This window comes from Salinivibrio sp. HTSP (genome assembly GCF_003390965.1).
Lineage (GTDB): Bacteria > Pseudomonadota > Gammaproteobacteria > Enterobacterales > Vibrionaceae > Salinivibrio > Salinivibrio kushneri.
The window spans coordinates 1-6,070 of sequence record NZ_PXUD01000100.1 but is presented as its reverse complement, the minus strand read 5'-3'; the positions used below and the strand labels follow the sequence as shown (position 1 = coordinate 6,070).

General features: G+C 44.8%; 7 protein-coding genes. 4 read left to right on the top strand and 3 right to left on the bottom strand.

Annotated features, from left to right (window positions below; translation table 11 throughout):
- The first annotated feature begins 504 nt into the window (after nucleotides 1–504).
- From C7A19_RS14470 to C7A19_RS14450, 4 genes are all read left to right on the top strand, one after another.
- The gene (locus C7A19_RS14470; RefSeq protein ID WP_116645249.1) at nucleotides 505–1,803 is read left to right on the top strand and encodes a site-specific integrase; all 1,299 of its coding nucleotides are present in this window, start codon (nucleotides 505–507) and stop codon (nucleotides 1,801–1,803) included.
- A gap of 279 nt (nucleotides 1,804–2,082) precedes the next feature.
- Nucleotides 2,083–2,268, top strand: coding sequence for an AlpA family phage regulatory protein (locus C7A19_RS14465; RefSeq protein ID WP_116645248.1), 186 nt, complete (start codon nucleotides 2,083–2,085; stop codon nucleotides 2,266–2,268).
- A gap of 418 nt (nucleotides 2,269–2,686) precedes the next feature.
- Nucleotides 2,687–2,905 carry a hypothetical protein gene (locus tag C7A19_RS14455; RefSeq protein ID WP_116645246.1) on the top strand — a complete coding sequence of 73 codons (219 nt, stop codon included), beginning with the start codon at nucleotides 2,687–2,689 and terminating at the stop codon, nucleotides 2,903–2,905.
- Nucleotides 2,906–3,315: 410 nt separating this feature from the next.
- Nucleotides 3,316–3,966, top strand: a complete 651-nt coding sequence (locus C7A19_RS14450; protein ID WP_155522572.1) for an inovirus-type Gp2 protein — start codon at nucleotides 3,316–3,318, stop codon at nucleotides 3,964–3,966.
- Nucleotides 3,967–4,259: 293 nt separating this feature from the next.
- Here the strand turns inward: C7A19_RS14450 and C7A19_RS14445 are convergent, their stop codons facing one another.
- The 3 genes from C7A19_RS14445 to C7A19_RS14435 form a co-directional block, all read right to left on the bottom strand.
- Complete coding sequence (locus C7A19_RS14445) at nucleotides 4,260–4,613, bottom strand: hypothetical protein (protein WP_116645244.1); 354 nt, start codon at nucleotides 4,611–4,613, stop codon at nucleotides 4,260–4,262.
- Nucleotides 4,614–4,735: 122 nt separating this feature from the next.
- Nucleotides 4,736–5,257 (bottom strand): hypothetical protein, encoded by a 522-nt coding sequence (locus C7A19_RS14440; RefSeq protein ID WP_116645243.1) that lies wholly within the window; start codon nucleotides 5,255–5,257, stop codon nucleotides 4,736–4,738.
- Nucleotides 5,258–5,334: 77 nt separating this feature from the next.
- Nucleotides 5,335–5,967, bottom strand: a complete 633-nt coding sequence (locus tag C7A19_RS14435) for a hypothetical protein (protein WP_116645242.1) — start codon at nucleotides 5,965–5,967, stop codon at nucleotides 5,335–5,337.
- Between the last annotated feature and the right edge of the window lie 103 nt (nucleotides 5,968–6,070).

Genomic DNA, 6,070 nt, shown 5'->3' with positions numbered 1-6,070 from the left:
AGGGCTGTTTTGGTTTTCGTGCGCTATTGTCCAAAGTGTTAGATAAGCCATATTTTGTGAGATGGATTCAAAAGGCGGACTGTTCGAAAGCTGTGCTTAAGCGAGCTATCACTAATATCGAACCTGAGAATGGGTATGGCAGGTGGGGAGTGCGCATCAAAAGGACGTTTAAGTGCGATTAATTTGCTACATATATGCTACACAGCAAAATAAAAAGCAAAAGGCCTGAGTGGTTACTAACCTCTCAGGCCTTTCTGTGACTGGTGGCCCCTCCCAGACTTGAACTGGGGACCAATCGATTATGAGTCGTGATATGGCTGTTTTCCATAAAATCTCACGTCATCTCAAATTAGTTTATTTGTGACTAAATTCAACTAGTTAAAAACATTCCTTTGGTTTATCTTTTCTCACCTAGTCTCATTCAGGTACGCTCTTGTTTGACTAATTGTTTGACTAAAAATCGCCGTAGTCAAACAAGGGAATCTTTGAGTGAGGGAATGCGCCATGTTAACAGTAAGCGGTATTCGGGGGCTAAAACCCAAAGCCAAACCCTACTATGAGTGGGACAGTAATAGTGAGCGCGGAACGGGCAAGTTGGCAGTGCAAGTCACGCCAAAAGGCGGCAAGCGTTTTGTGTTTCGTTACTTTATGGACCGCAAAGCGAAGTTCATTCCGTTAGGGCAGTTTCCTGCGCTGTCGCTTACTGAGGCAAGGGCAAAACAGAAAGAGCTGGGGGAGTTGCTTTTACAAGGGATTGACCCGAAAGAGCAAATCGAAACGCAAAGGCGTGAACAGGAAAGCGCAAAACGCGAGGAGGCAAGAAAAGGGTCAATACAGCAATTATTTGAAGCCTATGTCGCGCAAATGGTGCGGGACGGTAAGCGTACCCACAAAGCGGTCCTCGCCTCTCTTGAGAAGGAAGTGTATCCGATTATACCTCCTTCCACCAAAGCCAAGAATGTCACCACGCACGAGTTAAAACTGGTGTTGGCGGAAATGATAAGGCGTGGGGCGAGAACGCAGTCAAACCGTGTACGCAGCTATCTGATGGCCGCGTTTAACTACGGACTAAGGCACGATAACGATCCTGCTAACTTCATTGATGAGGCAAAGTTTGGGTTGGTGTTTAACCCAATGACGGCTATCCCCAAACAAAAAGATGCAGAGCGCGTGGGTAATCACTACCTCAAAATAGGTGAAGTGATCCAGCTAATCGCCGACCTGAACGGGGAATATGAACGGTTTAGAATGGGTGATACTATCCGGTGCCTCATTTTGCTTTGCCTCTATACTGGGGGCCAGCGACCTTACGAGCTGGCGGCTTCGAAGTGGGAAGCGGTAGATTGGCAACAGAAATCGCTATTGGTAAGTCGTGATCTGTCTAAAAATAAGCGAGAGCACATCATTCCCCTGACTGAATCCGCGCTGGTGGTTCTTGACCAACTGCGTGAGGTAAACCAAGACTCTGACTTCATTTTTCCGCACCGCTTAAACCGCGATGAACATATCCGAATGGATTCGCTTTCTCAGGCAGTTACCCGATACCGCGAGGCAACGTCTTTTGTTTCGTCCTTCACTCCCCGCGACATTCGCCGGACCTGTAAAACCCTGATGGGCGAGATTGGCATTTCTAAATCACTGCGGGATCGTATTCAAAACCATGCGCTCAATGACGTATCCAGCAAACACTATGACCGCTATGAATACCTGCCCGAGAAACGAAGGGCTTTGGAATCATGGGAGCAACGATTAAACGAGGGCACCAGCGTCAATAATGTGGTGGCATTCAAAGGAAGGACTTGAAGGTTTGCATCTCAGCTAGTACCGGGAGTGTCACGATATTCGTTTCTGCTATCAAGGTATTGCAAAGCAGAGCTTTAGGGCGGGTGAATGAGGTCTAAAATGTCGATCTCCTGTTACTTATTGGAGAACGATACGATTCCGCTGGTAGGCGCTTAAATTACCTTAATGCGCTTATTTTGAAAAATGTGATAAAAAACCAATGTCAGGCCCTTCCTAACCCAAAATCTATGCTTATATTAACTAGCCATGTTCTGAATTTAACCGACGGAGAAATAGAGCATGGCAACACCACGAATTGTTTCCCTTAAAGAAATGTCAGCCCTTGTCGGGCGCTCCCCTAAGACTATTTGGCGCTGGTGGCGCAAGGAGCAGTCGTTCCCTCCTCCTCAGCAAAACAACGGACGCACCATTGGCTGGAGCGAAGCCGACTATGAGGCATGGCTTAATGGGGAGTGGCAACAATGAGCAAGTTTTCTGCACTAAGTAAGGCCAAGCTGGCTGAACAATGCTTATCAGAGCTTTTACGCCGTGGCAAAGCTGGCCTATCTCCGATAGACGTAAATATCCGAGCTCTTACCCATGCTAGCTTTTTGGATGGGGCCGGTAAATTTGGGAATATCGCATTCCCTACGGATATGAACATCTTTTGTATACGTCATGGTATTCGAATCGTCAGTCAATCCACGCCGTTTACCAGTGTGCGCGGTTGCAAGGCCATATTTAAACGCTACTGGCTGGCTGAACTCGATGCGGCACAAAGCGCGGTTAGTGTGCTTAATAGCTGGCGAGCCAAATGGGGAGTCAGGCCACCATCAAAGTGTAGTCGCAATCCCCTGCTAGCCGCCTTTCAGTCGAGAGCAACAATATTCGGAGGGGGAATATTATGACGAGTTTAACCAAGCATCCTGTCGATCACGCTGAGCTGGCGGATAAAGCCTTGTGTCAGCTAGAGAGCCTAACTGTCGTACTTAGTACTGCTCATTTTGAGGTGGTTGATAACCAGCATTGCAAGGGAGTGGTATGGGCACTTCAGGAGCTCGCGACAACGGCTAAGCGTCACTTACAGGCTAGTCGAGACGATATACCCCCGCGCCGTCGATAGCAGGAAATCATTCAAACCAGTGGCTGTCAGTGTTGGCAGCCATTTTTATTGGCAATGACAAAAGCAAGTCACTGCCACCAGTTAAGCACCTGATTTTACGGGGTTGAGACGAGATGAGATATGTTTTCCAGGTTTTTTAAGCAAATTTCCACTTAATTCGAAGCGCTTGGTTACTGAGAATGACTAGGCAGGCCGCAAGCCAAGTTGATAGTGGCCACTTACCAAAGTCAAGGAAACATGTCGGGTTTTATTAATATCTTCTACTCAATATCCACATCACTGATAAGAGAAGTAAGGGCAATAGACTTTGGTTCGCCCACTTCCGGAACGTACGTTGACACGAAGCGACTTTAAAGCCGCGGACGGTGATGAAAAGCGAGCAGGTTAAGCAATGAAAAGGGGGGCAAGAATTGGCTTACTCCACTAATACGGGATTTTTCAAAACCAAAGACGGTCGCTGCTGGGGGGTCAATACTGGGCCAAACTTATCGCCGCTCTACACCGACATTCTTCGGGGTTTGGTAAACCAGTTGGAGGCGATGGAGTCTCACTATGCGCGGGTGTTCTGCTTTCGTTTTGATTTGCACCTAACGGAATACACCGACAACAATGCGACAGTGAGCCGCTTACTCTCTCTAGTGGTACAAGCCCTAAAGCGGTACTACAATACGCCTAACATTGGCTATCTATGGGTGAGAGAGCATGAAAGGGCCAAACAACAGCATTACCATTGCGTGCTGTTTTTGGATGGCTCAAAGGTGAATCACTTCCATACCATTCAAACCACCATTGACGACTACTGGGCAGCTTTTGAAGGCGGTCATGTCCAAGGGTGCGGTTTTAAAGTACTACCCAGAGGGGATTCACACGCCAAAGCTGAGATCATTTACTGGCTGTCGTATCTCGCCAAAGTGCGTGGCAAAACCAATGGAAAAGGAAAACACTATAGGCCCAACCAAACTAAACGCTACGGTGTCAGTAGGGTTAAAATAAAAGCGAAAAATTGCGCACTTGTAGACAAAAAGAAAAACCGCACACCGATGACATCTTTGCGCCGCTAGCCTTTGTGGGGCGCGGGTTTTGAGCCAAAAAGTGCGCAAAAGACTGCGCAGTTTTAAAGGGAGAAAGTGCGCAGTTACAGACAAGACGAACTTTGTTTGCACCTATCCACACTCCCTCCGGCTCAGCGCATCGTTTTGATATGGCTCGTCATCAATGATTTCAATGTGGCGGCTATTTGATAATGCTAGGTTCTTTCGTTTCCCAAATAACGCCAATGTTCAGCGGCCGGTTTTGAGTGCAACAGAAACCGGTTCGGTGGATGGACAAAACTAACTACAATACTAATAGTTTATCAGAAAACGGCGGCTTGAAGCTTTGTAAATGTCTTGCTATCAGTTGTAGCCAATAGCTTTCTACCATCTTTGAATTTAGCAACAAAGGTAACTTCTTTCTTTTTCCCACCCAGTAGTAGTCCAGCTAACAGGCCAGCAGGGCCTAAAAGGAGAGCACCAGCAGCCCCCCAACCAACAGTACCTCCAACCTTTTTTACGTTTTCTTCTGAAGCTACTTCAACCATCTCCAATTCTTTAATGGGGATTTGTTCTCCAGCCCAGCTATGCTTCTTCGTTTTGAGGGTCATAATCCCAAATGTAAATTGCCCTTCATCCTGCAAAAAGTCACCTGCGTGTACTTTAATTTTTGCCATGTATTGCTTCCTCTCCTTGCATAACACCCCTAGTAGGGAAATATTTTCAGGGGATATATTTTACTTTTTTACCTTAGCGATGAGAAATATACCCTGCTACCTTTTTTATACTTTTAGTTGCCTTACCTAACTTGCACGAGGCCAGGAATCAGGCCAGTAAAATATTTTTTTACATAATTTGAATCTTGCTCCCAATCTTTAATTATTTTGCGATATTTAAGAGGATTGCAGGTTAACATCTCAGCCATAAAATAGAACGTAATGCAAGCATCTCGTTGTTCAAGGATATCCTGCACACCGGCCTCGTAAATGTAACCGTTATTTTCATTACACTTACTAACAAAGGTATCACTTATCTCTAGGGAATTTTTCAAATGCTTTAATATACCGGCAAACGGGAGGATTGGTGCATAGGGAATGAGCTTTAAAGTATATTTTATCTTACCCTTTACATCAGGCTCTAAAATGATAACTCGAACTAATTTTCGCTGCCTTAACTTTTCTTTTAGTAAATTATCATAATGTGAAATGACCTTGATAGCGTTTCTTTTTTCAAAACATAAAATAACGTACAAATAAAAAAGTGGAATAAATAATAAAAATAGCGTCTGCAGCGCTGTCAATAAGTTTTCTTCGATTTCCATAGTTGTTCTTTTCTCTGGTATAACGCCAGCTATCACGCGCTTGTCGCGTGCATGGCATTGTTAGGAATACTGGCCTGTTAGAGCACAAAGCTTTTTATTATATCTAAAGCCTTTGGATGCAAATCATCATAAATGGTTTCCATTAATTCTCCAAGTTGATAACTTCTGAACTGTTTATCAAAATCTTCAGAACAAAACCGAGCCGATTTATTCTCTGAAAAAATACCGCTATCGATGCGGACTATACGGCGGTGTTTTGATACATTTGCGATATGCTCTAACTCCTGATAGGAATCAGAAGCACGTAACGCTTTAATTTTAGCCACTCCATCGGAAAACGTTGAAGATGCATGAGAGTTGATAATGCAACCCCAGTTTACATGACGAGATTCGGCATCATCATTTATCTCTATGAGGAGATTTAGCAAATATGGAATCGACTCAATCAATGAGTGGAGAGCACGAAAAAACGAAAAGCAATTAGCCTCAAAAGCCACCCGATAGTACTGAGGGTTCTGAATTTCTTTTCCGTCTAGCTCTCCCGCCATAGCAGAAAGAAAAAGCTTATACTCTTTATGATATTGCTCGTAGTGGTATCTGCAGTATTCGTCTTGATACCCGAGACTTCTAAAAGCTACTTCAAATCGAGAGTTGCGTTTTGCATCAACATTCGTGTTTAAGCGCTCTCGCAGATCTTCAATTTTAAGCACTTAAATCCTCCTAACGAATGACATGGATTCCCCCTCTTGAAGATCTGCCACACTTAGGTGCGGCCTTTAATACCGGAGGTAACCATGTCTACTCAATTCTTTT

Coding starts and splice junctions, on each gene's coding strand:
- C7A19_RS14470 (WP_116645249.1), top strand. CDS start 505: ATGTTAACAGTAAGCGGTATTCGGGGGCTAAAACCCAAAGCCAAACCC.
- C7A19_RS14465 (WP_116645248.1), top strand. CDS start 2,083: ATGGCAACACCACGAATTGTTTCCCTTAAAGAAATGTCAGCCCTTGTC.
- C7A19_RS14455 (WP_116645246.1), top strand. CDS start 2,687: ATGACGAGTTTAACCAAGCATCCTGTCGATCACGCTGAGCTGGCGGAT.
- C7A19_RS14445 (WP_116645244.1), bottom strand. CDS start 4,613: ATGGCAAAAATTAAAGTACACGCAGGTGACTTTTTGCAGGATGAAGGG.
- C7A19_RS14440 (WP_116645243.1), bottom strand. CDS start 5,257: ATGGAAATCGAAGAAAACTTATTGACAGCGCTGCAGACGCTATTTTTA.